This window comes from Bacillus sp. FSL R5-0447, from assembly GCF_038606125.1.
GTDB classification, from domain to species: domain Bacteria; phylum Bacillota; class Bacilli; order Bacillales; family Bacillaceae; genus Bacillus; species Bacillus velezensis.
This window is the reverse complement of the sequence record NZ_CP152012.1, coordinates 206,743-232,245: the sequence shown is the minus strand read 5'-3', so window position 1 is coordinate 232,245 and position 25,503 is coordinate 206,743. Positions and strand designations below refer to the sequence as shown.

General features: G+C 44.2%; 24 protein-coding genes, 3 tRNA genes, 3 rRNA genes and 1 pseudogene. 4 read left to right on the top strand and 27 right to left on the bottom strand.

Features of this window, described 5'->3' with window-relative positions; translation table 11 throughout:
- Positions 1-117: 117 nt before the first annotated feature.
- The 4 genes from NYE68_RS01410 to NYE68_RS01395 form a co-directional block, all read right to left on the bottom strand.
- Positions 118-1,551 (bottom strand): SulP family inorganic anion transporter, encoded by a 1,434-nt coding sequence (locus NYE68_RS01410; protein ID WP_014720647.1) that lies wholly within the window; start codon positions 1,549-1,551, stop codon positions 118-120.
- A gap of 229 nt (positions 1,552-1,780) precedes the next feature.
- Positions 1,781-2,827: an alcohol dehydrogenase catalytic domain-containing protein gene (locus NYE68_RS01405; protein WP_039252945.1), complete on the bottom strand. Its 1,047-nt coding sequence runs from the start codon at positions 2,825-2,827 to the stop codon at positions 1,781-1,783.
- Complete coding sequence (locus NYE68_RS01400; protein ID WP_166706447.1) at positions 2,802-3,752, bottom strand: inositol monophosphatase family protein; 951 nt, start codon at positions 3,750-3,752, stop codon at positions 2,802-2,804. Before NYE68_RS01400 ends, NYE68_RS01405 begins: the two co-directional genes overlap by 26 nt.
- Positions 3,749-5,017, bottom strand: a complete 1,269-nt coding sequence (locus tag NYE68_RS01395) for an aspartate aminotransferase family protein (protein WP_007408029.1) — start codon at positions 5,015-5,017, stop codon at positions 3,749-3,751. Before NYE68_RS01395 ends, NYE68_RS01400 begins: the two co-directional genes overlap by 4 nt.
- Positions 5,018-5,238: 221 nt before the next feature.
- Between NYE68_RS01395 and NYE68_RS01390 the strand changes: the two genes are divergently transcribed.
- Positions 5,239-6,450: an MFS transporter gene (locus tag NYE68_RS01390; RefSeq protein WP_170936347.1), complete on the top strand. Its 1,212-nt coding sequence runs from the start codon at positions 5,239-5,241 to the stop codon at positions 6,448-6,450.
- Between the two features lie 95 nt (positions 6,451-6,545).
- Here the strand turns inward: NYE68_RS01390 and rrf are convergent.
- The 7 genes from rrf to NYE68_RS01355 all read right to left on the bottom strand — a co-directional run bounded on the left by rrf (position 6,546) and on the right by NYE68_RS01355 (position 12,736).
- Positions 6,546-6,661 (bottom strand): 5S ribosomal RNA (gene rrf, locus NYE68_RS01385).
- 50 nt (positions 6,662-6,711) lie between these two features.
- Positions 6,712-9,641: ribosomal RNA gene (locus NYE68_RS01380) — 23S ribosomal RNA — on the bottom strand.
- Positions 9,642-9,816: 175 nt separating this feature from the next.
- Positions 9,817-11,366 (bottom strand): 16S ribosomal RNA (locus NYE68_RS01375).
- Together the 16S, 23S and 5S rRNA genes with 3 tRNA genes alongside form the textbook arrangement of a ribosomal RNA operon.
- Positions 11,367-11,667: 301 nt before the next feature.
- Positions 11,668-11,744: transfer RNA gene (locus tag NYE68_RS01370), tRNA-Pro, on the bottom strand.
- A gap of 16 nt (positions 11,745-11,760) precedes the next feature.
- A tRNA-Arg gene (locus NYE68_RS01365) sits at positions 11,761-11,837 on the bottom strand.
- Between the two features lie 32 nt (positions 11,838-11,869).
- Positions 11,870-11,944, bottom strand: a tRNA-Gly gene (locus tag NYE68_RS01360).
- A 582-nt stretch (positions 11,945-12,526) separates the two neighbouring features.
- Positions 12,527-12,736 (bottom strand): transcriptional regulator, encoded by a 210-nt coding sequence (locus tag NYE68_RS01355; protein WP_199022302.1) that lies wholly within the window; start codon positions 12,734-12,736, stop codon positions 12,527-12,529.
- 327 nt (positions 12,737-13,063) lie between these two features.
- On the opposite strand from NYE68_RS01355, the gene NYE68_RS01350 reads away from it, so the two are divergent.
- Complete coding sequence (locus NYE68_RS01350) at positions 13,064-13,252, top strand: hypothetical protein (protein WP_342494033.1); 189 nt, start codon at positions 13,064-13,066, stop codon at positions 13,250-13,252.
- 176 nt (positions 13,253-13,428) lie between these two features.
- Here the strand turns inward: NYE68_RS01350 and NYE68_RS01345 are convergent, their stop codons facing one another.
- From NYE68_RS01345 to NYE68_RS01325, 5 genes and pseudogenes are all read right to left on the bottom strand, one after another.
- Positions 13,429-14,556: a Rap family tetratricopeptide repeat protein gene (locus NYE68_RS01345; protein ID WP_204530214.1), complete on the bottom strand. Its 1,128-nt coding sequence runs from the start codon at positions 14,554-14,556 to the stop codon at positions 13,429-13,431.
- A gap of 149 nt (positions 14,557-14,705) precedes the next feature.
- On the bottom strand, positions 14,706-15,086 hold the full coding sequence (locus NYE68_RS01340; protein WP_199022300.1) for a hypothetical protein: 381 nt from the start codon (positions 15,084-15,086) through the stop codon (positions 14,706-14,708).
- The gene (locus NYE68_RS01335) at positions 15,087-15,719 is read right to left on the bottom strand and encodes a VanZ family protein (protein WP_342494032.1); all 633 of its coding nucleotides are present in this window, start codon (positions 15,717-15,719) and stop codon (positions 15,087-15,089) included.
- A gap of 193 nt (positions 15,720-15,912) precedes the next feature.
- Complete coding sequence (locus tag NYE68_RS01330) at positions 15,913-16,332, bottom strand: hypothetical protein (protein ID WP_199022298.1); 420 nt, start codon at positions 16,330-16,332, stop codon at positions 15,913-15,915.
- A gap of 108 nt (positions 16,333-16,440) precedes the next feature.
- Positions 16,441-16,527 (bottom strand): annotated as a pseudogene (locus NYE68_RS01325) (peptidoglycan-binding domain-containing protein); the annotation flags it as partial.
- A 134-nt stretch (positions 16,528-16,661) separates the two neighbouring features.
- On the opposite strand from NYE68_RS01325, the gene NYE68_RS01320 reads away from it, so the two are divergent.
- Both NYE68_RS01320 and NYE68_RS01315 read left to right on the top strand, forming a co-directional pair.
- Complete coding sequence (locus NYE68_RS01320) at positions 16,662-18,488, top strand: T7SS effector LXG polymorphic toxin (protein ID WP_342494031.1); 1,827 nt, start codon at positions 16,662-16,664, stop codon at positions 18,486-18,488.
- Between the two features lie 12 nt (positions 18,489-18,500).
- Positions 18,501-18,941, top strand: coding sequence for an SMI1/KNR4 family protein (locus tag NYE68_RS01315; protein WP_237436877.1), 441 nt, complete (start codon positions 18,501-18,503; stop codon positions 18,939-18,941).
- Between the two features lie 37 nt (positions 18,942-18,978).
- Here NYE68_RS01315 and NYE68_RS01310 read toward each other — a convergent pair whose 3' ends face one another.
- The 11 genes from NYE68_RS01310 to NYE68_RS01260 form a co-directional block, all read right to left on the bottom strand.
- The gene (locus tag NYE68_RS01310; RefSeq protein WP_342494030.1) at positions 18,979-19,914 is read right to left on the bottom strand and encodes an N-acetylmuramoyl-L-alanine amidase; all 936 of its coding nucleotides are present in this window, start codon (positions 19,912-19,914) and stop codon (positions 18,979-18,981) included.
- A gap of 52 nt (positions 19,915-19,966) precedes the next feature.
- Complete coding sequence (locus tag NYE68_RS01305; protein ID WP_088461977.1) at positions 19,967-20,230, bottom strand: phage holin; 264 nt, start codon at positions 20,228-20,230, stop codon at positions 19,967-19,969.
- A gap of 12 nt (positions 20,231-20,242) precedes the next feature.
- Positions 20,243-20,512 carry a hemolysin XhlA family protein gene (locus NYE68_RS01300; RefSeq protein ID WP_160342555.1) on the bottom strand — a complete coding sequence of 90 codons (270 nt, stop codon included), beginning with the start codon at positions 20,510-20,512 and terminating at the stop codon, positions 20,243-20,245.
- 80 nt (positions 20,513-20,592) lie between these two features.
- The gene (locus tag NYE68_RS01295) at positions 20,593-21,495 is read right to left on the bottom strand and encodes a phage portal protein (protein ID WP_327813664.1); all 903 of its coding nucleotides are present in this window, start codon (positions 21,493-21,495) and stop codon (positions 20,593-20,595) included.
- 95 nt (positions 21,496-21,590) lie between these two features.
- Positions 21,591-21,755, bottom strand: a complete 165-nt coding sequence (locus NYE68_RS01290; RefSeq protein WP_025284122.1) for an XkdX family protein — start codon at positions 21,753-21,755, stop codon at positions 21,591-21,593.
- Complete coding sequence (locus tag NYE68_RS01285) at positions 21,752-22,090, bottom strand: XkdW family protein (protein WP_192452826.1); 339 nt, start codon at positions 22,088-22,090, stop codon at positions 21,752-21,754. The genes NYE68_RS01290 and NYE68_RS01285 overlap by 4 nt, the downstream gene beginning before the upstream one ends.
- Before the next feature lie 11 nt (positions 22,091-22,101).
- On the bottom strand, positions 22,102-23,199 hold the full coding sequence (locus NYE68_RS01280; RefSeq protein WP_327813666.1) for a hypothetical protein: 1,098 nt from the start codon (positions 23,197-23,199) through the stop codon (positions 22,102-22,104).
- A 2-nt stretch (positions 23,200-23,201) separates the two neighbouring features.
- On the bottom strand, positions 23,202-23,474 hold the full coding sequence (locus tag NYE68_RS01275) for a hypothetical protein (protein ID WP_342494029.1): 273 nt from the start codon (positions 23,472-23,474) through the stop codon (positions 23,202-23,204).
- Positions 23,471-24,049 (bottom strand): YmfQ family protein, encoded by a 579-nt coding sequence (locus tag NYE68_RS01270; protein ID WP_342494028.1) that lies wholly within the window; start codon positions 24,047-24,049, stop codon positions 23,471-23,473. The genes NYE68_RS01275 and NYE68_RS01270 overlap by 4 nt, the downstream gene beginning before the upstream one ends.
- Positions 24,033-25,079 (bottom strand): baseplate J/gp47 family protein, encoded by a 1,047-nt coding sequence (locus NYE68_RS01265; RefSeq protein ID WP_342494027.1) that lies wholly within the window; start codon positions 25,077-25,079, stop codon positions 24,033-24,035. The genes NYE68_RS01270 and NYE68_RS01265 overlap by 17 nt, the downstream gene beginning before the upstream one ends.
- Positions 25,072-25,497, bottom strand: coding sequence for a DUF2634 domain-containing protein (locus NYE68_RS01260; protein ID WP_069013437.1), 426 nt, complete (start codon positions 25,495-25,497; stop codon positions 25,072-25,074). Before NYE68_RS01260 ends, NYE68_RS01265 begins: the two co-directional genes overlap by 8 nt.
- Positions 25,498-25,503: the final 6 nt, after the last annotated feature.

Genomic DNA, 25,503 nt, shown 5'->3' with positions numbered 1-25,503 from the left:
CCACATCATATGCAAGTCTCCTATATACGGTTTTCAAGTCTCATTCATTATAACAATGCACCCCGGCAAATTTAACCGAAAAAAAGCCCGGATATATTCATCCGGACTTCACAAATTCTATGCCATTTGTTTCATTAAATCTCGGCTTTTCTGATTTAATCCCTTTAATTCAGCCTCAATTCCGTATTCTTTACATTTGGCGACAATTTTCTCAAGAGCCGCCGCTCCCGAATCATCCCACACGTGGGCGTCGGTCAAATCAATGACAATCCGCTTCACGTCTTCATCATAAACGATGGCATTCATGAGCTCAGACACGGAAGCAAAAAAGATCTGTCCCGTTACCTTATAAGTTCTGACATCTTTCTGTTCGGAATGTGACACAATCTTCAGCTTAGAAATTTTAGCCGTAAAAAAGATCGCGCTTAGCAGCACACCCGCGAAGACACCCTTTGATAAATCATTTGTCAGGACGACCGTCACGACGGTAATAACCATAACGATCGAATCAGTAAGGGGCGCTTTCCGCAAACCTTTAATCGATGACCAGTCGAACGTGCCGATGGACACCATAACCATCACGGCCACCAGCGCAGCCATCGGAATTTTCACGACGATACCGCTTAATACGGCAATTAAAAACATTAAAAACGCTCCGGCCGTAAAAGCCGATAACCGGCCGCGTCCGCCGGCTTTCGTATTAATGACAGACTGGCCGATCATGGCGCATCCGGCCATGCCTCCGAAAAATCCGTTCACAATATTGGCGATGCCTTGTCCGCGGCTTTCTTTGTTCTTATCACTATCCGTATCCGTCATTTCATCAATGATCTGGGCTGTCAGCAATGACTCGAGTAATCCGACGAAAGCAAGCGCCAGAGAATACGGGAAAATAATCCGCAATGTCTCAAACGTCCACGGAACATCCGGTATCAAGAAATGCGGAAGTGAACTTGTGATCCCGCCCATATCACCGACCGTGCGGACATCCGCATGGAAGACCACCGCAATGATCGTCATGACAATAATCGCCACCAGCGGAGACGGCACAGCCGTCGTAACCTTCGGCAATAGATATATGATAGCCAGTGATCCGGCAAGCATGGCATACATGACCCATGAAGCTCCTTTGAACTGCGGCAGCTGCGCAGAAAAAATCAAGATCGCCAAAGCATTCACAAATCCGATCATGACCGAACGCGGAATAAATTTCATCAATTTCGCTATCTTACTGACACCAAGAATAAATTGAATAATACCTGTCAAAATGGTTGCCGCAAACAAATACTGCAGCCCGTAATCAGCCACCAATGTCACCATGACAACCGCCATTGAACCCGTAGCGGCTGAAATCATTCCCGGTCTGCCGCCGAAGATAGAAATAATAATCGCGATACAAAATGATGCATAAAGGCCGACCATCGGATCGACACCTGCAATAATTGAAAATCCGATCGCCTCAGGGATCAGAGCGAGAGCAACCAGAATACCGGCCAGAATGTCTTTACGGACATTCCCGAACCATTGCTGCTGTAACGTATAATCTTTCAAATGATAACGACTCCTTTTCACTATAAAAATCCGCACCCTATCAGTTGGAAACATTGATTTTATCTGGGGAATATGAGGCAAGCTTACGGGGAAAAAGAGGACACGCTCAGAGTATAATGTCGTTGAGGAAAGGAATTGTTAACAAAGAGTATCATATTAAACTTTAAAGAAATGTGCAAGCCGTATAAATAAGAAAAGAAAACGGCCCTCACTGGAGCCGTTTCCGCTTTTATAAAAGTTCCGGATCAGACACAAGAATCGTTTTTATTGCGCTGATATCCTTTCTTTCTTTTGTCACCGGGTCGATGCCCATGAGATGATCAATGGCTTCTTCATAATTCTTCAGTTCCGTCTTTTCCGTAATAAAATCATAGAGCTGCGGAAGGTCGGACGCGCATGCTAACGCGGCTTCCATGATCTGGCGGGCTTCACCTGTGCCCACAATCGTTACGCCGTTTGACAGCAGCTGGTACGGCCTGATCGTCATCTCATACGTATCATCAAAGCCCATCGGCACGATTCTGCCTCCCTTTTCAATAAAAGGATAAGCCCAATCAAGCTGGTTGCCGATCGCGTCAAAAATCACATCAAATTTTCTTCCTTGATTAATCCGTTTCACTTCATCCACGGTTAATGCTTCAGGGTGGTAGACATAATCAGATATCCGGCTTGCCGCCTCGCTTCGGAAACTGCCTATTTCAGTCGCAACCGTCAATCGCGCCAGTTTTTTCACCATCATTTGCACAAGCAGTCCGATCGGTCCGGATCCCAAAACCAAGACCGAGTCCTCTGGCTGAATCGAAGCCTTGTCCACAACATTCAGCACACAGGAGAGAGGCTCAACCAATGTGGCCCGCTCCCATTCCATTGAATCCGGAATTCTGTACATGAACCTGTCTTCCCCCACGTAATATTCCGCAAACGTTCCGTGCGCCCCGATTCCGAGCTGCCAATCCTCGAAGGTTTCGCAATAACACGTCAGCCCTCTCCGGCAATAATGACATTTCCCGCAAAACTGTGTAGGATCTATCACGACCCGGTCTCCGACTTTTACATTTGTCACGTCCGGTCCGATTTCCACGACCGCTCCCACCGATTCATGCCCCATAATCATATGATGGGTTGCATTCATTTTTCCTTTCAGCACATTTAAGTCCGTTCCGCAGATACCGGTGCCGAAAATTTTCACTTTCACATCATTGGATTTCCGAATTTGAGGCTCGTCCACCTCTTGATATTCAAGCTTATCATTAGGAGTCCAGACCAACGCCTTCATATTTCTCTTCCTTTCTGCCCCAGCGGATTTGGTCTAACAATGTTTGATGAAGCTCCTTCGTTGAAGCCGCAATACACGATTGCTGATTCTGATAACTTAAATCTGTCAGAAGCGTTTCGTCCAAAGACCGGCCGTACGCATCCGTAATGACCACTCCCGCCTTCTTCGCCAAAAAGACGCTTGCGGCAATATCATAAGGAAACAAATGCAGCACCTGTCCGTTCCCGACCTGCTGAAAATCTGAAAGCAGCTTCGGATCATCTTTCAGCAGACGATTGCCGATATCCACATAAGCATCCATCTGCCCCGTGATAATTCGTGAAATCGAATAAGAAGCGCTGTTGAAAACAAAAACCCCGCCATTATTGGCCGACTGGTCAATCAGATGGCCGTATGCGTCCGTCATCAGCTGCGCCGGATGCCCGTTAAATTCAAGGCTCCAAAACATATTTTTAATATCCCGCACTCCGCTCAAATTCGGCAAATCTCCCTGATACCCCTCAAATTGAATGACATCGCTGTAAATATCACCGTACATATAAGCGCCTGATTTCAATTCAAGCAAAAAAGCAAATTCGATATCCTTAATCTTTGCGTTTGGCTTATACGAAGCAAGCGCAATCGAAATACACGACATTTCAAGTCCCGCGGCGGCCGGGCGCGTTCCGTCTATCGGATCTACAATTAAAATAAATTGCGGATCTTCTCCAATCAGCTTCAGGCCGCCATCCTCCGTGTAAAAAGCAACCGGATGGCCCTTTTCTTGAATATAATCCAGCACCGCCTCCTCAGCAGCGGCGTCTATGTTAAATTGGGCGTCGCCTCCCGGAGAATAGCCGTTTACGAGCCGGTTTTTCAGCGTGCCTTTTTGATTTTTCACCTTTTGATAAACAAATTGTCCAAGCTCAATGATATAGTCTCTCACTTGATTTCCTCCAATAGCTTGCGAAGTCTGTAGCAGAGCACTTCGGCTTCACTAAGTGTTATGGTTAAAGGCGGACGGATTTTAAATACATTTCCGAATCCGTAACGGGATGTCCGGAGAATCAGCCCGTAATCCATTGCCCGTTTAGCAATATAATTGGTCAGCTCCACATCCGGTTCATTGTTCTCTTTCACAATCTCCACACCGATCATAAGACCGACGCCTCTTACCTCAGAAATAAAAGCGAAATCCTCTTTCATCGTTTCTAAGCGATCCATAATATAATGACCGACCGTCGTTACATTTTCCAAAAATCCCGGACGCTGCATGATATCTATGGTTTTACAAGCGGCAGCGGCGGCCATCACATTTGAGCCGTATGTGAAGGAGTGCGTATACCCCGGAAGCCCGGTATACTTGTCCTCCGTCAGAGTGGCGGCGACTTGGAAGCCTGTGCCCCCGAGCCCCTTTGCTACCGTCATCATATTAGGTTTCACATCGAAGTGGTCCGCGGCAAACATTTTACCCGTCCGTCCGAACCCGGTCTGAATTTCATCAAAAATCAGAGCGATATCATGTTCATCGCAAAGCTTTCTCAGCTGTTTAAAATACTCTTTAGGCGGAACGACGTTTCCACCGTTTCCGGATATCGGTTCAATAATCATGGCGGCAATTTTTCCATTGCTCGCATACTCAATAAAATCATTAATTCTTTCTACGCACAGCATACCGCATGAATCAGGTTTCTGATTATAAAAACAGCGGCTGCAATAGGGATCGGGGACTTGCAGGCCAAAAGAAATTTGCGGCGGGAAAGGTTCTTTTCTGAATGAGTTGCCGGACAAAGCGGAAGTCATATACGTTTGTCCGAGGTGGCTTCGAAATAAGGAGATGACATCGGTTTTTCCGGAGTAATACTGAGCCATTTTAATAGCTCCTTCATTTGCACCGGAACCGCTGCTGACTTTAGGGTGTACTTTTGTGAGATTATCGGGGGCGATTTCTACTAGTTTTTCTGCCAGTTTATTTACGGCGTCTGTTTGAAAAGATGATGTTACATGGATGAGCTTATCGGCTTGTTCTTTAACCGTATCAATGACCTCTTTGTTACCGTATCCTAAATTCAAGTTAAACGTGGCAGAGGCGCAATCAATGTACTCATTTCCCTCTTGATCGTACAGGTAAATCCCTTCTCCGCGCTCCATTACTACATCGTCAACACTGTAATACAAGCTGTCTGGATTCGTGATTTCCTTCGTTCCCACAAATACCACCCCTATGAAATTATTAGAATTTCGCTTTTTATCGTATAAATTATTGAAAATAATGTCAACGATCTTTCTTGTAAAAAATGTTAACAATTTGTTAACGTTACCATAATGGATGTACGAGAAAAATTTATGTGATATAGTAACAATACTTGGATTTTTTGTAAAAACATCATGTCATACGAGTAGAGAGAAATACGAAATAAGGAGATAAAATGATGAAAACTCGTCTGCTGTGGATAAGCTGTTTTTCTTATGGATCGATTGCTTTTACACTTGTTATTCTGGGAGCCGTACTGCCTGAGTTACTCACACATTATTCACAAAGCTACAGTAATGGCGGTGTATTAGTATTCTCTCAGTTCATGGGCTTTCTCATCGGTGTCATCGGAATGCCTTACATGGTGAAAAAGCTTGGGCGCAAAAACGTCGTTATCTTTGGCCTGGCACTCATCAGCTGTGAAATGTTCATCACCTTCCTGCCGCCCTGGCCGCTGCTCTTTCTTCTCGTCAGCATCGCAGGGCTTGGCGCCGGATTGGTGGAATCCTGTGTAGGCACGATCATCCTCACCGCTATTAAAGAAAGACAGGCTGTGGCCATGAGCAAGATGGAAGTGGCCTACGGATTAGGTGCGCTGTTCATGCCTCTGCTCTCAGGCTTTCTTATCAACAACCACATGTGGACAATTGCTTTTTTAGTATTAGGGTTATCCAGTTTTGCACTCTTAATCGCATGGAGGCAGATGAGTTTCGGCAGTATTGATCAGCTTCTCATCCGCAAAGAGGTCTCTTCCGATGACACTAAAAAAGAAAGCACCGGTTATCGGTCACACGGATTGCTGTTTATTGCCTTGGCGGGTGCTTACTTCTTCTTTTACGGCGGCAGTGAAGTTTCCATTGTACATTTTATCCCCTCCATTTTCGCTGAGAAATGGGATATCCCCAACTCTTTGGCAACGATAACAGTTACAGTGTATTGGACGGGGATGATCATAGGTAGGTCATTAACAGGCCCGGTATCAGAAAAGCTGACATATCACCGTTATCTCCGTCTCATAAGTATTGGCGGTCTGGCTGCACTTACTGTATTAGCATTAAGCAAAAACGTATGGTTCGGTTTTGCCCTTTGCTTCTTTTTAGGGCTGTTCATGGCAGGCATGTTTGCAATAGCCCTAATCATCACAAATCATTTTTATCCCGGAAAGACAGAAACAACTACCAGTATTCTGCTCGCTTCAAACGGATTAGGAGGTTCACTCCTTCCGATCGCCGTCGGCTGGAGCTTAGATGAATATCCCGCACAAACTGCGTTCTGGCTGTTTACTGCTCTGATGCTCCTTATGCTGCTGATTGTGTTCAGTTTAAGAATGCTCGAGACAATAAAATCAAACAATCTTCAACATCACAACAGCAAAGCAAAATCAATGTAAACAAAAAAGCTAATGCCTTTGAAAGGCATTAGCTTTATATATCTATGTGATCTTTCATATAAAAAACCCAGTTCATCATGAACTGGGTTAAGATAGCTTGGCGGCGTCCTACTCTCACAGGGGGAAACCCCCGACTACCATCGGCGCTGAAGAGCTTAACTTCCGTGTTCGGCATGGGAACGGGTGTGACCTCTTCGCTATCGCCACCAAACCATTGAGAGTGTTCTCTCAAAACTAGATAACAGTAAGCATACATTCAAATTGGTTAAGTCCTCGATCGATTAGTATCTGTCAGCTCCATGTGTCGCCACACTTCCACCTCAGACCTATCAACCTGATCATCTTTCAGGGATCTTACTTCCTTGCGGAATGGGAAATCTCATCTTGAGGGGGGCTTCATGCTTAGATGCTTTCAGCACTTATCCCGTCCGCACATAGCTACCCAGCGATGCCCTTGGCAGAACAACTGGTACACCAGCGGTGCGTCCATCCCGGTCCTCTCGTACTAAGGACAGCTCCTCTCAAATTTCCTGCGCCCGCGACGGATAGGGACCGAACTGTCTCACGACGTTCTGAACCCAGCTCGCGTACCGCTTTAATGGGCGAACAGCCCAACCCTTGGGACCGACTACAGCCCCAGGATGCGATGAGCCGACATCGAGGTGCCAAACCTCCCCGTCGATGTGGACTCTTGGGGGAGATAAGCCTGTTATCCCCGGGGTAGCTTTTATCCGTTGAGCGATGGCCCTTCCATGCGGAACCACCGGATCACTAAGCCCGACTTTCGTCCCTGCTCGACTTGTAGGTCTCGCAGTCAAGCTCCCTTGTGCCTTTACACTCTGCGAATGATTTCCAACCATTCTGAGGGAACCTTTGGGCGCCTCCGTTACCTTTTAGGAGGCGACCGCCCCAGTCAAACTGCCCACCTGACACTGTCTCCCCGCCCGATAAGGGCGGCGGGTTAGAAGGTCAATACAGCCAGGGTAGTATCCCACCGATGCCTCCACCGAAGCTGGCGCTCCGGTTTCCAAGGCTCCTACCTATCCTGTACAAGCTGTACCAACATTCAATATCAGGCTGCAGTAAAGCTCCACGGGGTCTTTCCGTCCTGTCGCGGGTAACCTGCATCTTCACAGGTACTATAATTTCACCGAGTCTCTCGTTGAGACAGTGCCCAGATCGTTGCGCCTTTCGTGCGGGTCGGAACTTACCCGACAAGGAATTTCGCTACCTTAGGACCGTTATAGTTACGGCCGCCGTTTACTGGGGCTTCAATTCGCACCTTCGCTTACGCTAAGCGCTCCTCTTAACCTTCCAGCACCGGGCAGGCGTCAGCCCCTATACTTCGCCTTACGGCTTCGCAGAGACCTGTGTTTTTGCTAAACAGTCGCCTGGGCCTATTCACTGCGGCTCTCTCGGGCTTGCACCCTAACAGAGCACCCCTTCTCCCGAAGTTACGGGGTCATTTTGCCGAGTTCCTTAACGAGAGTTCTCTCGATCACCTTAGGATTCTCTCCTCGCCTACCTGTGTCGGTTTGCGGTACGGGCACCTCTCACCTCGCTAGAGGCTTTTCTTGGCAGTGTGGAATCAGGAACTTCGCTACTATAATTCGCTCGCCATCACAGCTCAGCCTTCACGGGAAACGGATTTGCCTATTTCCCAGCCTAACTGCTTGGACGCGGATATCCAATACCGCGCTTACCCTATCCTCCTGCGTCCCCCCATTGCTCAAATGGTGAGGAGGTGGTACAGGAATATCAACCTGTTATCCATCGCCTACGCCTTTCGGCCTCGGCTTAGGTCCCGACTAACCCTGAGCGGACGAGCCTTCCTCAGGAAACCTTAGGCATTCGGTGGAGGGGATTCTCACCCCTCTTTCGCTACTCATACCGGCATTCTCACTTCTAAGCGCTCCACAAGTCCTTCCGGTCTTGCTTCACAGCCCTTAGAACGCTCTCCTACCACTGTTCGAAGAACAGTCCGCAGCTTCGGTGATACGTTTAGCCCCGGTACATTTTCGGCGCAGAGTCACTCGACCAGTGAGCTATTACGCACTCTTTAAATGGTGGCTGCTTCTAAGCCAACATCCTGGTTGTCTAAGCAACTCCACATCCTTTTCCACTTAACGTATACTTTGGGACCTTAGCTGGCGGTCTGGGCTGTTTCCCTTTCGACTACGGATCTTATCACTCGCAGTCTGACTCCCAAGGATAAGTCATCGGCATTCGGAGTTTGACTGAATTCGGTAACCCGGTAGGGGCCCCTAGTCCAATCAGTGCTCTACCTCCGAGACTCTTACCTTGAGGCTAGCCCTAAAGCTATTTCGGAGAGAACCAGCTATCTCCAGGTTCGATTGGCATTTCACCCCTACCCACACCTCATCCCCGCACTTTTCAACGTGCGTGGGTTCGGGCCTCCATTCAGTGTTACCTGAACTTCACCCTGGACATGGGTAGATCACCTGGTTTCGGGTCTACGACCACGTACTCAATTCGCCCTATTCAGACTCGCTTTCGCTGCGGCTCCGCATCTTCTGCTTAACCTTGCACGGGATCGTAACTCGCCGGTTCATTCTACAAAAGGCACGCCATCACCCGTTAACGGGCTCTGACTACTTGTAGGCACACGGTTTCAGGATCTCTTTCACTCCCCTTCCGGGGTGCTTTTCACCTTTCCCTCACGGTACTGGTTCACTATCGGTCACTAGGGAGTATTTAGCCTTGGGAGATGGTCCTCCCGGATTCCGACGGAATTTCACGTGTTCCGCCGTACTCAGGATCCACTCAGGAGAGAACGAAGTTTTGACTACAGGGCTGTTACCTCCTATGGCGGGCCTTTCCAGACCTCTTCATCTACCTCGTTCCTTTGTAACTCCGTACAGAGTGTCCTACAACCCCAAGAGGCAAGCCTCTTGGTTTGGGCTGGTCCCGTTTCGCTCGCCGCTACTCAGGGAATCGCATTTGCTTTCTCTTCCTCCGGGTACTTAGATGTTTCAGTTCCCCGGGTCTGCCTTCTCATATCCTATGTATTCAGATATGGATACCACTCCATTACGAGTGGTGGGTTTCCCCATTCGGAAATCTCCGGATCAAAGCTTGCTTACAGCTCCCCGAAGCATATCGGTGTTCGTCCCGTCCTTCATCGGCTCCTAGTGCCAAGGCATCCACCGTGCGCCCTTTCTAACTTAACCGTTAAAAAGAATCACTACGTGATATCTTGCATTACTAATTGAATGTGAATTACTTCTGTTATCTAGTTTTCAAAGAACAACATCTCGAAGAATCGAATGATCCTTCAAAACTAAACAAGACAGGGAACGTTCTGTTTATAAGACCCAAGGTCTTATATTCCGTTAAAATCCTTAGAAAGGAGGTGATCCAGCCGCACCTTCCGATACGGCTACCTTGTTACGACTTCACCCCAATCATCTGTCCCACCTTCGGCGGCTGGCTCCATAAAGGTTACCTCACCGACTTCGGGTGTTACAAACTCTCGTGGTGTGACGGGCGGTGTGTACAAGGCCCGGGAACGTATTCACCGCGGCATGCTGATCCGCGATTACTAGCGATTCCAGCTTCACGCAGTCGAGTTGCAGACTGCGATCCGAACTGAGAACAGATTTGTGGGATTGGCTTAACCTCGCGGTTTCGCTGCCCTTTGTTCTGTCCATTGTAGCACGTGTGTAGCCCAGGTCATAAGGGGCATGATGATTTGACGTCATCCCCACCTTCCTCCGGTTTGTCACCGGCAGTCACCTTAGAGTGCCCAACTGAATGCTGGCAACTAAGATCAAGGGTTGCGCTCGTTGCGGGACTTAACCCAACATCTCACGACACGAGCTGACGACAACCATGCACCACCTGTCACTCTGCCCCCGAAGGGGACGTCCTATCTCTAGGATTGTCAGAGGATGTCAAGACCTGGTAAGGTTCTTCGCGTTGCTTCGAATTAAACCACATGCTCCACCGCTTGTGCGGGCCCCCGTCAATTCCTTTGAGTTTCAGTCTTGCGACCGTACTCCCCAGGCGGAGTGCTTAATGCGTTAGCTGCAGCACTAAGGGGCGGAAACCCCCTAACACTTAGCACTCATCGTTTACGGCGTGGACTACCAGGGTATCTAATCCTGTTCGCTCCCCACGCTTTCGCTCCTCAGCGTCAGTTACAGACCAGAGAGTCGCCTTCGCCACTGGTGTTCCTCCACATCTCTACGCATTTCACCGCTACACGTGGAATTCCACTCTCCTCTTCTGCACTCAAGTTCCCCAGTTTCCAATGACCCTCCCCGGTTGAGCCGGGGGCTTTCACATCAGACTTAAGAAACCGCCTGCGAGCCCTTTACGCCCAATAATTCCGGACAACGCTTGCCACCTACGTATTACCGCGGCTGCTGGCACGTAGTTAGCCGTGGCTTTCTGGTTAGGTACCGTCAAGGTGCCGCCCTATTTGAACGGCACTTGTTCTTCCCTAACAACAGAGCTTTACGATCCGAAAACCTTCATCACTCACGCGGCGTTGCTCCGTCAGACTTTCGTCCATTGCGGAAGATTCCCTACTGCTGCCTCCCGTAGGAGTCTGGGCCGTGTCTCAGTCCCAGTGTGGCCGATCACCCTCTCAGGTCGGCTACGCATCGTCGCCTTGGTGAGCCGTTACCTCACCAACTAGCTAATGCGCCGCGGGTCCATCTGTAAGTGGTAGCCGAAGCCACCTTTTATGTCTGAACCATGCGGTTCAAACAACCATCCGGTATTAGCCCCGGTTTCCCGGAGTTATCCCAGTCTTACAGGCAGGTTACCCACGTGTTACTCACCCGTCCGCCGCTAACATCAGGGAGCAAGCTCCCATCTGTCCGCTCGACTTGCATGTATTAGGCACGCCGCCAGCGTTCGTCCTGAGCCAGGATCAAACTCTCCGATAAAGTAGTTTGACTGACTACGCACATCGCTGTGCGATTTATTTAAAACTTTGAATTAACAGGTACGTTTTGTCTTGTTTAGTTTTCAAAGATCATTACCGCTTGTTGAAGCAGCTTTATTATCTTACCACTCAGCTTCTTTTATGTCAACAACTTTTTTTAAGTTGTTTCCGAAGCTTTTTGTTGTTGTCTGCTGTTCATCAGCGACGTTTAATAATATACCACGGTGTCTCTCTATAAATCAAGCATTTTTTTTAAAAAGAGAAAAAAAGAAAACCAGTATATTATCTTTAAAGTTTGAGAATGGTCGGGAAGACAGGATTCGAACCTGCGACCCCATGGTCCCAAACCATGTGCTCTACCAAGCTGAGCTACTTCCCGATTTTTAAATATATTATGGCGCGCCCGAGAGGAGTCGAACCCCTAACCTTTTGATCCGTAGTCAAACGCTCTATCCAATTGAGCTACGGGCGCAATCAATTTCACAATATCCCGTTGGGATAAAATGGAGCGGAAGACGGGATTCGAACCCGCGACCCCCACCTTGGCAAGGTGATGTTCTACCACTGAACTACTTCCGCAAGTAAAAATGTAATGTACAGCCAGAATACAGCATCAGATAACCCAAAAACTGTATTGTTATTTATTCAGTAAAACTCCAAACGGTATAACCCGCAGAATAATCTAAAGCATACTGTTCATTATGACAAAAGTAATTATATCAAGGTTTTGATAAAAGTCAATACCGATTAACAATTAATTATGTTAATCTCTTTTGCACCCTTGAAGAAAGGCTTCATCAGAAGACGCGCTAAATACCTATACCTTAACTGGTACAATCAGTAACAGATTTTTACTGAACTGAACAAAAAATAACAGTTCCATAACATGCGGAAACTGCTTCAGATCAACGTATTTAGATAAGCTTCCAAGCGGGCTCGAACCGCTGACCTCTTCCTTACCATGGAAGAGGTCAATTAAAGTCTTAGAATTATTTAATGGGATAATCCCTGTTATAAAAGGGTTTCTTTATATGTGTTAATGTTTTAGACAGTTTTAAAATGATCTCGTACAATTCAGTTCGTCCCCAATTCGTCCCCCACTCAAGATAAGACGTTTGAAGCCGGTCAAAAAAAAGAGCCCTTACTATTCAGGGCTCTTCCTTATAATAGTTTAATTGTTCGCGGTAATCCTTCTTGCCATGTTACATAATTCTTTTCCCTTAACCTATCCAGCAGCCCCTTCACCGAACTGGTGGACCGCAAACCAAGTTCCTCCATTAACTCCCGATGTGTCGGGGCCACCCCATACTGATTTAAGAAATTCGATATCGCGTTTAAAGTATCTTCTTGCCTTTTTGTTAGATTACGCATGATTGCTGATTCCCCTTCTATAATTAGAGGGAGCCACAGCGAGAATATTGTCCATTCTGAAAGTTTTTGTCTGTCTACTTCTAAAACAGAACGCACGAATATATTGATTCTTGATTTGATGCACTATGATTGCTCTCTTTGATATTGTCCCATCACTCTTTATGTAGATCATATCGAGCGTTGATTTTTCATTTAATGAGCGGTTTAACAATGGATGCAAGCTGCGCCCCCTCCTTCTTTACTATTATTTTATACGAACCTTTGTTCTGCATCAAGTTGAAAAGGGAATGTTTGTTCTGGTATTATCTACTTGAGGAGGTAATTCAAATGAATGACTTTGAGCGGAAAGTGTATCGGATTATCTTTAACATGACCCAATTCGGGAAAAATCCCTCCTTGGACGAATTAAAGAGAAAAACCGGTAAGGATGAACGCGCTATCCGGGAAACAGTGAAGAACCTCATGAGGCAGCGTATGCTGAAATGGGATAAGAATAAAAACAAGTGGATGTTTTGAAACAATATAATGAAGAAACTAAAAAAGCCTTTTCCGAAGAAAAGGCGTAAGCTGTTCAAGTTTGAAGGCGATCTGAAGCTACTTTGATTGTATCTTGTGCTTGTTTTTCTACCGAGTTCATACCCAATCCACATACTAAAGTCAATGACAGACCCAGGACGATGAAGATGCTCTTTTTAAAATTCATACAGGCACTCTCCCCTTTGAATTTGTGTTTGCGTATCAACCATTTTTTTATGATAAAAATAAGAATTCTCAAACTCCCTTGAATCTGCATAAACAGATGCAGTTTCGCAAGCAATATCTTCAACATATGAGTAATTCTTATTCTTCTCCAGATACTCAATTGTTTCATTGACTCCCTGTTGATCCACTGCATCCACATAAAGTGCCTTCAGATACCCCTGAAGATTTTCAAAAAGCTTATCGCCTTGGTATACCGCGGCCGACAAACCTTTTTTGCTTGCTTGGATACCCTCAGCCATTTTCCCCTGTTTAAAAAGAAATTTTGCATAAGAAAATAAAGAGTGCGGCAAGTTGCTCAGTTTTGCTTTTTCGGTTATCTCTACTGCTTGCCTTAAAAATATCTCAGCCTTTTCATAGTCGCCCCTATCTCCGAAATTTGTACCCAAATTATAAAGAGCAGAACTGATCAATCTCTTGTTATCTAACTCTTTTGATAATTCAAGAGCCTTTTCAAGATGCGGCTGACTCTTCTCATAACGCTTAAAATCAATATAATTCCCTGATATGACAAATAGACATTGAATTTTCCGGACCTTATACAACTCATACTGATCGTAAATATCGAGCGCTTGCTTTACGTGATGCATAGAGACGTGGCTCTGTTTCATACCGTAATATGCTTCAGCCAGTTTAAAATGAAACTCCGCTCTCTCAATTTCATCATGCACATGAATGAGTTGTTTTTCAGCCTCTCTATAAAAGCCGATCGCCTTTACATACTGCTTTTGATCAAATTCATACATGCCGCGGAAAAATAAAGAATAATAGCACAGCAGGCCGGAAATTCCTTTATTTGATGCTTCGATTTTTTCCAGCAGCTCGTCAATTGTCGGTCTCACGCGGGTAGTCACCGGTTCTAAATAATCCAGCATAAGCTGATGGCGGAATTTCATGAGGGTGTAGTAAATCAGTAGATACTCGTCTTCTTCCATCTCATTTATTTCTTGTTCCACTTCCGCTTTCAAAATCTCCGCATCCGGAACACTGAACTGACGTATCATTTTGTACCATTCATTAATCTTAACGCCAACCTCCGATGATGGTAAAACAGAACTCACAAGGCCACTCCTCCTTTTATATAATATTCTAACATTTCCATAATATGTTTAAACGAAAAAAAACCGCAATGCGGTTGTGCGCTCATTGTGTCAAAGAAATTAGGTAGGTGGATTCCACTTACCTAATTCCTTTCACTAACCTATTCTTATTACTTGTCTAATAATAATCCATAACCAACAACATATTTTCCATCATCAGCCTTCCTTAATCTTAACTGAAATTTTCCATCAGCATTCTTTACAGTGAATTTTTTTGTAACTTCCTTACTCCCTGAGATAGTTACAGTACTCTGTAGAACCCCTACTCCCAATGTATTAGCCCTATATAAATCAACGCTAAATTTGCCTCCCACTGTAGGATTTATCTTCAGAGTTCTCGAATGAGTTCCACGTGAAAAACTAATTAAATCTGAATTCAGTTTGTATTTAAAATCATAATGAAAAGTATAGGAACCTACAGCAAATGCCACAGTTGGCACTGTAAGAGCACCTAAAAGAACTAATGAATAAAAGGCTTTTTTGAGTTTCATTTACAAATCCCTCCACAAATTTAATAGTTTCAAATTTTCATTGCTCGGTTTGTCGATGCTTTTAATAATAATAATCAAGAATGGACTGATTAATCTAAAAAACAAATAACCCAATAATACGCCCACTGTATTAAGGATGATGTCATCAAAAACAAAGCTACGATAAGTAACCCCTAAAATAGTGGAAATACATAATTGAGTTAATTCAATCCCACCTGAAACTGCAAAACCTAAAATTACTACGGATTTAGCTTTGTTAAAACGCCTCCAAAGAATTGGAGCATAGAATCCTAAGGGGAATAATAAAATTATATTACCCCCAATTTGTTTAAGGAGGGCGTTTACAAGATGATTCGGATTTGCCATAACAACCTTATAAATGTCTGAGAAAGGAATAAAGCTATTTTGTTGTGCAGTGTTTGACTCTATCATCATCTGAATGTAACGTTTGCTGATTGGTATAGGAAGTAAGGTTTCACTTATGACAAGGACACAATAAATAAAAAAAGTAAGGTACACAATTTGTTGAATAACAGAGGTTTTTCGTTTTCTGTATCGTAAAAACATCACAACTGAATAAATAATCAACAAAGGTACCAATTGTGGCCAAGTAAATATCAATATATCCCCCAATGTATTTCACCTCCTTCTCACCTCTCATATAGAAAGTTCCATACAAATTAGGAAATACCTTCAAATGGATACAGCTTTTGTATAAATAAATAAAAAATTATGGGAATTTGTGGTTTGGAAAAATGAGGACATTTGATAATTGACTTTATGTCGAGAAGTCAAACAGGGCATTTTGTCATGTGCCCTGTTCTATTTAATTTTGTCGTGTAGAGTTGTTATGCTTTAGATCAAGGAATGTAACCGCTGAATTTCTGTCTTTTGATTGAGCACCCAGAAGGAAGGGATCTACTCTCAAAGTCAATGTGTCGGTACCAGAAATCTTACCCTTTTTACCCGGAAGTTTTGAATGAGGAATGATTATAAACTTAATTATATACCTGCCTTCTTTGTCTTCGGATAATTTAATGCCTCCTTTAGTGGTAACAGAGAGTGTCTCATCCTTATAGAATTTACGGATATTGTCTAATATATCTTTACAGAAAAGTTCTTGCATAAAAACATCAAATACATCCTGAGACACTTTTGAGTTCATTGGGTATTCTGGTTTAGCAGCAGCTACCGTAATAGAGCTTAACGAAAAACATAAAATCATCATTATGATTATTTTTTTCATAATATCATCTCCTTGTACCTTAACGTTTACATTTTTTTATTCCTTTATACAACTTAAGCATTGCAAACTATAAAGAGCCCTCTCCTCTAAAAAAAGAGGGCTTTTTAATTAGTGAAGTAAAGACTCCAATTTCGCTTTCGTTTTCGGTCCGTAAATGCCGTCAGCAGATAGGCCATTCATAAGCTGAAACCGTCTTTAAACAAGAATTGTAAAAAGGAAAAATAGCACAGATCGAATTAATCATTTCACACTTTAGAATCCCCCCTTCTATTTCTTTATTTTCCCATGGTAAAATCTTGTTGAAGTATTTCGTATGAAAGGATATGGTCATGAAAGTTTTCGAAGCAAATACCCTGCTAGCCGCTGCCAAACAGCGCGCGAGTGAATACACAGAACTGCGCGGTCAGATGGTCAATCTAAAAAAAGCGTTTCAAGGCATGGCTGATCTTGGCGAGGGCGATTTCTCAGGCCGGGGCGCCGACAATATCAAAGCCTTTTTCCAGGACCACGCCGGCGTCACAGACAGCTGGCTTGATCTGATCGACATGAAAATCGCATTTCTCACAAGCCTTCCCAGCAAAGTCGAAGATGCCGGACTTTCCAATTCACATGTGGAGGAATCATTTCTGGAACACGAGCTCACCCACGCCCTAAATAAATCAAAGGCAATTATGGAAGAGCAGAAAAAGGACATGCGCTCCATCCTCGGAGAGATCGAAGACATCATCTCGCTTGATTTGTTTTCAACCGAAAGCACAGATCAGAAGCTTTCCTCAGCTGACAAAAAAAGAAGCGAAACCATACATAAGCTCGGCAAGCTTGATCACGATCTTACGAAGGAATACGCAGAAACCGAAGCGAACGAACAGTTCATCCAAGCTGACTTCCAGCAGCTTCAAAACGCCACAGGCAAAGGAAAAAGCGCAACTCCGCTTCACTACAATGCCAAGGCGTACCGTGAAAGCGACATCCATAGGAAAAAAGACGAGATTGCAAGGCACTCGCATGCTTATCTTACGATTAAGAAAGAAGAAGCAAGGGAACGTGAGGTCGAAAAACTGAAAGAACGACTGAACAATTTCGACTATGCAAATGCTGATGAGTTCTACTCAATGGCCAAAACGATCGGCTATGAAAACCTGACAAAAGAACAGCAGCGATACTTTACTCAAATTGAAAACACGCAAGAACTCACAGACGGTTTCAAAGGGGTTGCAGTCGGCCTTTATGATGTTGGGAAAGATACTGTGTTAGGACTGAAAGATCTCGCTGTCGGCGCATGGGACTTTTATCAGCTCTCTGATGAACAAAAGGTTGTTAAAACGATTTCTACCGTATTGAATACTCCGTCTTACGCAAAAATCATATGGACAAACCTAGCCGATTCGTGGAATGATCAAATGGTGAATGGTGATACGTACTCTAGAGCGCACTACGTCTCCTATGCGGTAGGCAGCCTTGTTGGCCTGAAAGGTGTAGGCTCGACGGTTAACGTATCAAGCAAACTCGCAAAAACAGGCTTTTCCAAGGTGGGAAAAGTACTGGAGCCTAGCGCTGCAAGCCATGTACACAGAGGAATAATAAACGGAACAGACTATATCAACTCTTTACTGAAACATAAGAACGAACCTGTCCTTGTTGGAATAGCGCAAGATATTGAAAACACCCATAATGTAAAAAACACACCGCTTTTAAAGAGATTAGTTCAATCAAAGGATGACTTGTTTACTAAAGCCGCACCATATACTTACAGAGATGAGTATGGAAACCTCAAAACAGTTAACTTAAAAATGGGCCATCTTAAAAACGAAAAACATCCCAAAACTGGAGTTCCATATAATAAAGACGGTTTCCCAATTTTCAAAGCAGAATTTGATACGAAGATTGATTCTAATCTTTATAAGGAAAGCGATTATTTACAATTTAAAGATGCAACTTTAAAATTAAAAAAAGAAATTGAAAAAGATCCTTTACTTAGAAATCAATTCAGTGACCTTCAAATCGAAATGATAAAAGCTGGTGAAACACCAGATGGATATACTTGGCACCATCACCAAGATCCAGGGAGGATGCAATTAGTTGACCAAAAGGTGCATCGGAAAACAGGCCATACAGGAGGCCGGCACCTTTGGGGTGGAGGAAGTAAGAACAGATAGGAGTTGGTCAATATGACAGAGTGGAGATTTGCCGAAGAGCCTATTGGGGAAACAACTGTTAAAAAAATCGAAAAGGCATTAGATGTTAAGTTTCCAAACGACTACATTTCAACTATATTAAACAACAATGGAGCACGCCCAAGTAAAAAGATATTTGACTTTGAAAATACAAAAGGTGCGGTTTTTAATCGATTACATGGTCTAACTGAAGATAGTTCAAGTTTTATTTTAGAGGTCTTAGAAGATTATCAGGATGGAAGAATGCTTTCAGGGATAGTCCCTTTCGCCTGTGATCCTTTCGGTAATGAAATCTGTTTCGATTATCGTCAGAATAAAGAAAATCCCTCCGTGGTTTTCTGGGATCATGAAATTGCTTATGAAGACCCTGATGGAGCATTGAGTCATATATCTGATTCATTTACCGATTTGGTTAATAAACTATACGATGAATAAAAAGATAAATCCCTTCTCATAACGAGAAGGGATTCTCTTATTTTAGTAGAGCTTCAAGCTTTGTTTTCGTTTTTGGTCCGTAAATACCGTCAGCATTCAAGCCATACATTGACTGGAACCGTTTGACTGCATTTGCTGTCTTCGGTCCGTAATAGCCGTCTATTCCGTTATTCTTTGCCCCCTTGTCCGGGTAGTAATAGAGAGCCGTCAGTGCCAATTGAATCTGTTTTACGGCCGGCCCCTTAGTTAAGGGGCTTGTCACTTTAAAAATGCCTGACGGCAGCGTGTAAGATGATTTCTTTTTACCGGATGAAGAGCTGACCGAGCCAGTCAGCTTTAATACTTGACCGACTTTGATAAAATTCGGGTCCTTGATGCCGTTCAAGCTTCGTAGGGTGGCCATGCTTACGCCATTTTTCTGCGCAATGACAGAAAGGGCATCGCCTTTTTTGACGGTGTACGTCGCCCCGCCAGTCTTGACTTCTGTTTTCGCAGGTGAAGATGGGGCACCGCTTATGCCGGCCTTAAAAGAGTCCCATCGATCAAGCAATTTGCGTGGGCAATACTTGCCGGACCAGTGTTGGTGAGGGACCACGTTTGCAAGGGAAATCCCCTGCTCCTTCATGAGCTTTTTGATCAGCCATTGCGCATTTGCCATGGCTTTCTCAAAATCCCCATCGCTATTCTCGCAAATTTCAATACCAATAGATTTCCGGTTACCGGTGCCGTTTCCATCACCGGCATGCCATCCGTTCTCATTCAATGGCAGATGTTGATATATCTCTTTCTCGTCCACTGTAAAATGCCAACTGGTTGGCGTTTCCGGATTTTTCTCATAACGGGCGTGCATGGCTGCGTTTGCTCCTTTTGCTGTGTTCGCCGTGTTATGAACTGTGATGTATGCCGGGTTCATTGCGTATCCCGGTCTATTATGGTGCCCTACTGGAATAAAATCTTGAATGACTTTTATCATTCTGATCATCTCCTAATATTTGATAATGAAAGAAGACTGCCAAACGGCAGCCTCACTTTGTTAGATTATGTTGTTTCAAAATAGCCTGTTGCTTATGGCCTTTCTCAGTCAAATAGTTGTTTTTGAACCAAGCTGCGGCAGTTGTACCGATTGAAAAGAGCACAGAGCCGGCAGTGTAAAGAGCGTCAGCAAGCTGATTCACCTGACCCTCTGTAATATCCAAAGGCGATTTGCCAAACATCAACATTGTTTGGTTAATAAGCGCAATTAAAAGAAGCACCGTCCGGACGACCGTGCCTTTTTCAAATTTTTTCATGTATTTTCCTCCTTATTTCTGCAAAACAGTATAAAAAATAGCGATTGCGCCGCCAATAATGCCAGTGCATACCGCTGTAATGATAGCGCCAGTGATTGTGCGCTTGATCCAAGTTGTGTTCTCTTCGATCTTGTTGAGTTTTTCGTTTAATGTCATGATCTGCTGGTCTTGCCTATCGGAAACGCGTTCAAGAACATTTACGCGCTGTTCGATTGCTTTCTGACCTGTCTTCATTTCCATTATCTCTTTTTGTAATACATGCACATCTGGTACCTCCGTCACTTCTGACATTAGTACGCCCCCCCTTTTATTACATCGTTTTCTCCTCCTGTATGAGGCAATTAAAAAGGACAGCCGCTATTTTATGAGACGGCTGTCCCTTTTACGGAAAAGTTCCCATTATTTAAAGCGGTAATCTCCATCACGATCTCTTTGAATCCTGTAATATCAAAAGTCCAAGCTTCTGACTTACCCACTGTGCTTATAGCCAGGGTGCCGTCGTCTACTTTTTGGCCGCGCAGCGGGCGTTTTGTTCCTGAAAGAGATTTCCCCCAGAACTTCAATTCACTTGTATCAGCCGTGCCATAGACTTCAATCAATAATGTTTTAAAGGAACCGACTTTCAAAATATTCCCCTCACCTGGGGTCTCCACTTTGTCATGAAAAACGATATCGGCTGTTTTAGCCTGTACACTTTCAAAATCAGCCGGATTAATCGCGATTCCTTGCGTTTCTACCTTTAAGCGGCCGTCTTTGGTTACATTGCTTGATGTAAATTCAAGCGGGAGCGGTTTATCAGATTTAATTGAGACTGAATCCCGAATCTTCACATCTCCCTGGCCTGCCCCGAGCGACTGATACAGTAAAAATTCTGATTGCTGCAGATTACCATTCGCATATCTGAAGCGGTAGTATCTCTGTGATAAATCGACCCAAGCAGTCTCTGATAGAGTATTTGCTTTCACTTCTAATGATGTGATGGTGGACCATGAAACATTATCGTTGCTTTGCTCAATAAATAGGGTCCCTTCGCGATCCGAATATGCAGCGCCTTTGATTTTAGAAATTAAGATCGGTCCCAATCTATCCTGGCCATATTGGCTATAAGAATCTGTAGCCTTTAATGTTGCATTAGTCAGAAGCTCTGCTGTTCCTGAAATATCTGCAACTGGCTCAACAAAATCGCTTTTCCCTTCTCTAAATGGTTTTACTGCGCCCGGCTTTCCCGCGGCATCCGTTGGAAATGTGAATCCTAAAGATGACATAATTGTCCTCCTTCATAAAAGTTTTTTATTTATTTGAGCGGACTTTTTCAAACTTATGACATCGTCTCACCCCCTTCAAGGCAAAATAAAAAAGCCTATAAGGCTTTACCAGTGATCTCTATATACTGTTGCGGGGTAACGAGCTTCTTTTCAACGCCCTGTTGTAAATCAGCTGCAGAACAATCGTCGTAATACATTGCCTTTTTCACCATCTCCGGAGTGGCCCATTTATAATATAGTGCCAATACCCAATAATTCATTTTGATTCATCCCTCTCTTCCCATGACATAATGGCAAGCTTTAGTTCCGACAGCTGCCGTCCAAGTGTTTGATTTAATTCTTCAAGCTGTTTACAGGCCAGTTTTTCTTCCGAAAGCTTCTGTGCCAGTAATTGAATTTGATCAGGCGGTTCAAATGGCGGATTTTGCTTTAATTCGTCCCACCAAGCTTGCAAATCCGCTTCTGTAGGGATAGGGGCCCGGATATTCCATCGTGCAATATAAGAGGGGGTGCCATCGCCATTATTCTGAATGATAAAATCTTTAGTCGGATCGGCATCGGGATATTTATAAAGGATTGCTTCACCTATATTCATTTTTTACCTCCTTACGCATCGGGGTAGTTTAATCCGCCAACCTCTTGGATATCAAAGAAGTTGTAAACTCCATTTTTATCAGTGATACCCCTTTTGACGGTTTCATCTCCGCCATAATTACAGTAGCAGAAGATTTCCACATAATCGCCCCTGTTCATTGGGATAGTGGCTGTGCCATTTAACCCTAAATTCATTTCTTTGCCGTTATCAAAATAACCTCTATAGTGGTCAAGGGTTTTATACTCTTTTCCGTTCAGATACACCTTCAAATGAAAGTTGATATACATAGCGTAGTTGATCATATAAAGCCCAACATTTACTAAGTACATTCCATCATTCGGCGCGACAAATCTATTATTTTTAATATCGAAAGCATCATGACTGTCTTTTATTTTTCGATTAAAAGCTATCTTGGTGTGATCAATCTGTTTTAAATATTGAACATCGGATACTCCCACACTTGCGTGAGCAAAACCTGATATCTTTTCCCATTTTGTCCAGCCTGTACTATCCCACCAATGGCGAATCCATGTCCCGATATTCTTCCTCTTTGTTCCATCGCCATTACCATAGAAATACTGAGCAAAGCGCCATTTATTTAAATTTTCATTTTTAATTAAGCCATAGCCAAGAGGGTAGCCTGTGTCATTGCCCTCATAGATACCCATAAAGGTTATTCCTTCAGGGTAATCAGTGCCTGGTGTTCTCGCATCGACGATCGCTCTTTCATCTCCATCACGAATGCAAATTAGGTTCTCGTTTTTGAAATTGGAATTCACATAATTGATAGCATCAGTCAATGCCTGCTTAATTTTTTCTTTTGCTCCTTCAGGGGTTTCTTTGTTGTTCCAGTTTTCCCGCTCTTCTTTATTGATATGAAGTTCAGCATCATTCACATGAATATCAAAGTCTCGTTTCGGAGCCTGCTGCACGTTGTCCACGTTCCCGAGTCCAACTTGTCCCTTTGTCGTTTTATGCGGGTTATTCATGTCATTTTTATGAGATGCAAGGTCCGTATGGGCGTCTTTTATTCCTTTTTCCCAGCGGTTAACATCACCTTCGTTAATCGGGTCGTCTGGAAGCCAATTTGTTTTTGCTTCATAAGCCATTGTTATACCACCTCAAAAGTAAACCTAAAATCTAACGTTCTGTTATCACTGACATTTAAATCAGTCTTTCGTTCAGTAATCACATTTCCCAAGTCATCAATGATCTGCACTGATTCAATGTGCTTAATATCCTCTTCACGATGTGTGAGCACCGTAACCACCGCGCCACTGATCGAAAGCTCCACGATGTCAGTCTCTTTTCCATTCAGCAGCACTTTGCTGATTCGACCTTTTAAATCGGCAGCAGTACGCTCTCTATATGCTTCTGAAATCATGTCAAGATCACCTCATTGTTATTAAGAGTTACGGAATAACCTACCCGAAGCTCACTCACTTTACGGTATCTCCTGTGATTCAATATGACTGTATCCTTTATTTGCAGACTCTCATTAAAGGCCGGCCTGAGTGTGTAAGCCAAATGTGCCGGCTTCATGTTCTCTAACGTCTCAATAAGCTCAGTCATGTGCTGCAGGTCATCTATATCAATATCAACGTTAAAGTGATACTCTCCAGGAATCAGACGGACGCAGGCAGACGGATTTTTCAAGAACCTGTTAAGCGCCCGCTCGATGGCCAAATATGTTGCCGGAGGAATATTGGACATTTTGGAAATCAGGCGCAGCCTGCGAATCTCATACGTATCACCCGACTCGCGCGGCACATTTAATATTTTTTCCCAGCGTTCGAGCCCCCAGGTAGCTGTTGTGACAAACAGCTGATCTGTCAGATCGAAGATGCCGTCATTTTGCTTCTCAAATTCCGGCGCTTCCGTCTGAAGGACTTGAGTCATTTCTTTCAACTTTGTTAAGAACGGCGGCAGGTAAGCAGTCATCTCATCGAGTTTGCTCAACGATCGTCACCTGCCTGAGCTTAGGGATTTCAATGTCATCCAGAACCAAATTTTCAGCCAATCCATTAATTTTAATATCAGAGTAATCGCTCACGGATGGCGAATTATACACGATATTGTTAATTTGAGAGAGCCGGATCACCTTATCTTCAAAAGCCATCTTTTTGAAAAGATTCAGGACCCCAGCTTCTATTTCATCTTTAACTTGGTCAATTGAGCTATTGATCTCGGGCAGCACGGAGGCGGAAATCTCAATCTCTTTCCATTCTGCACTTTCTACTGTTACAAACGCGCCGATCGGCGCCTGGCCTTCTCCTTGTCCGGGCTCCGGATCAATATAATCACTGACCTTTGTTATCAGAATTTCTGAAGCCGGCTCCAGCTTAGCATCCGTCACCACAATTTTGACTGTGCCGTCTCCCTTCCAAAGCGGGAAGACCTTTGCTTTACCCACTCCGTCCACTTCTTCCGCCCACTGCTTATAATGCTCTTTATTGGCACTTACAGCTTCTCGGCGCACACGGGTAAAATAGCGTTCTCTCAAGTTATTATCGTCTTCCTCTTCGCGGCCAGGAATCAGGATCTCTTTCACTATCGCCTTTTGAAGTCCTGGTATCGTATCGAGCGACAAAAGATTTTGTCCGGAGATATTTGCATTACCAGCTTCACCGGCCGTTTCACATTCTAATGTTCCATCCGCTGTATATTGAAAATAGAGATTATCAACAAAGAAGCGGGACCCCACAGGAATTTTCACCCCTGATGTGAATTCGCCCGCCCTTACAGCTTTTGTGGCTGCCGTTCTTTCAATCCCCGCTTCAGCAGCCCGCCTATCCAGAAATTCGCCCTGAGCCGTATCGGAAAACACGAGCTCCAGCACGGTATCAAGCCAAATATAAGACTTTGCGAGCTCAGCGGCCGCAGGCGCGAGCGCATTGTAAATGACGCTCCCTTCTCTTGTATCAATATCCGCAGAGATACGGGACAGCATACGATCCATAATCTCCTCAAACGTTTGATCTTCAAACATCCTCGCCAAGCACCTCCTCGATCTCCAGCGTGCCCTCGTCTGTCTCTACGATAAAAGAAACTATGAACCTATCACCTGATTTATCAATCTCAAAATCAGTGACAGAAGAAATTCGATCATCATATATTAAAGCTTCTTCGATCAGTCTCGGGATCTCCATTTTTTTATATGCGTCTGTTGTCTCGTTATCAGAAAGAACCTCTTGAAGCTCATTACCAATGTCATGACTGAAAACAGAATAGGAATACCGCTCTGTATGCAGGGCCATATAAACAAATTGTTTAATTGCCTCAAGTCCTGCGATCAGCTCGTTAGTAATTCGCCCATTTTCAAAGTCAATTCTATATGTGCGCGATGTCTCTATTGCTTCGCTGTCATCTTCAAAATCATCAAATTCTATTTCTGGTGAAAGGGCCAACCCACG

Excerpts from the sequence above, each read along its gene's own strand:
- NYE68_RS01295 (WP_327813664.1), bottom strand. The coding sequence starts at position 21,495 with ATGTCATCTTTAGGATTCACATTTCCAACGGATGCCGCGGGAAAGCCG.
- NYE68_RS01355 (WP_199022302.1), bottom strand. The coding sequence starts at position 12,736 with ATGCGTAATCTAACAAAAAGGCAAGAAGATACTTTAAACGCGATATCG.
- NYE68_RS01275 (WP_342494029.1), bottom strand. The coding sequence starts at position 23,474 with ATGATTTCAGAAGCATATAGAGAGCGTACTGCTGCCGATTTAAAAGGT.
- NYE68_RS01320 (WP_342494031.1), top strand. The coding sequence starts at position 16,662 with ATGAAAGTTTTCGAAGCAAATACCCTGCTAGCCGCTGCCAAACAGCGC.
- NYE68_RS01315 (WP_237436877.1), top strand. The coding sequence starts at position 18,501 with ATGACAGAGTGGAGATTTGCCGAAGAGCCTATTGGGGAAACAACTGTT.
- NYE68_RS01280 (WP_327813666.1), bottom strand. The coding sequence starts at position 23,199 with ATGGCTTATGAAGCAAAAACAAATTGGCTTCCAGACGACCCGATTAAC.
- NYE68_RS01330 (WP_199022298.1), bottom strand. The coding sequence starts at position 16,332 with ATGAAAAAAATAATCATAATGATGATTTTATGTTTTTCGTTAAGCTCT.
- NYE68_RS01350 (WP_342494033.1), top strand. The coding sequence starts at position 13,064 with ATGAATGACTTTGAGCGGAAAGTGTATCGGATTATCTTTAACATGACC.
- NYE68_RS01340 (WP_199022300.1), bottom strand. The coding sequence starts at position 15,086 with ATGAAACTCAAAAAAGCCTTTTATTCATTAGTTCTTTTAGGTGCTCTT.
- NYE68_RS01290 (WP_025284122.1), bottom strand. The coding sequence starts at position 21,755 with ATGAATTATTGGGTATTGGCACTATATTATAAATGGGCCACTCCGGAG.
- NYE68_RS01405 (WP_039252945.1), bottom strand. The coding sequence starts at position 2,827 with ATGAAGGCGTTGGTCTGGACTCCTAATGATAAGCTTGAATATCAAGAG.
- NYE68_RS01310 (WP_342494030.1), bottom strand. The coding sequence starts at position 19,914 with ATGATAAAAGTCATTCAAGATTTTATTCCAGTAGGGCACCATAATAGA.
- NYE68_RS01265 (WP_342494027.1), bottom strand. The coding sequence starts at position 25,079 with ATGTTTGAAGATCAAACGTTTGAGGAGATTATGGATCGTATGCTGTCC.
- NYE68_RS01285 (WP_192452826.1), bottom strand. The coding sequence starts at position 22,090 with ATGAATATAGGTGAAGCAATCCTTTATAAATATCCCGATGCCGATCCG.
- NYE68_RS01390 (WP_170936347.1), top strand. The coding sequence starts at position 5,239 with ATGAAAACTCGTCTGCTGTGGATAAGCTGTTTTTCTTATGGATCGATT.
- NYE68_RS01305 (WP_088461977.1), bottom strand. The coding sequence starts at position 20,230 with ATGAAAAAATTTGAAAAAGGCACGGTCGTCCGGACGGTGCTTCTTTTA.